The sequence below is a fragment of the Bacillus sp. SIMBA_074 genome (genome assembly GCF_046534555.1).
Classification (GTDB): Bacteria; Bacillota; Bacilli; order Bacillales; family Bacillaceae_G; genus Bacillus_A; species Bacillus_A mycoides.
Window position 1 is genome coordinate 1 of sequence record NZ_JAWRYM010000995.1, and the last position, 248, is coordinate 248.

The following is a 248-nucleotide window of genomic DNA, read 5'->3' on the forward strand; positions in this document are numbered from 1 at the left end:
TTGCCGGCCCGTTCAGTAATTTGCTTGTTGCAATTTTAGGGTATTTAATTTTTTACGGGTTACTGGCGGCAGGCGTTGGACCTGATTTACCGTTTTTCATTCAGCCATTCTTCGAGATGCTCATCAACTTAAATATCCTTTTGTTTGTATTTAATCTGATACCGCTGCCGCCGCTCGATGGTTATAGGATCGTACAGGATCTTGTTTCAGCTGATTTGCGGGCAAAAATGACCCAGTATGAACAATAT

At 41.9% G+C, this 248-nt stretch carries 1 protein-coding gene; it reads left to right on the forward strand.

All coding sequences use genetic code 11. The features are described 5' to 3' along the window. Nucleotides 1-248: metalloprotease (locus SB773_RS33760; RefSeq protein ID WP_410594835.1), on the forward strand; the 248-nt coding region annotated here is incomplete at both ends.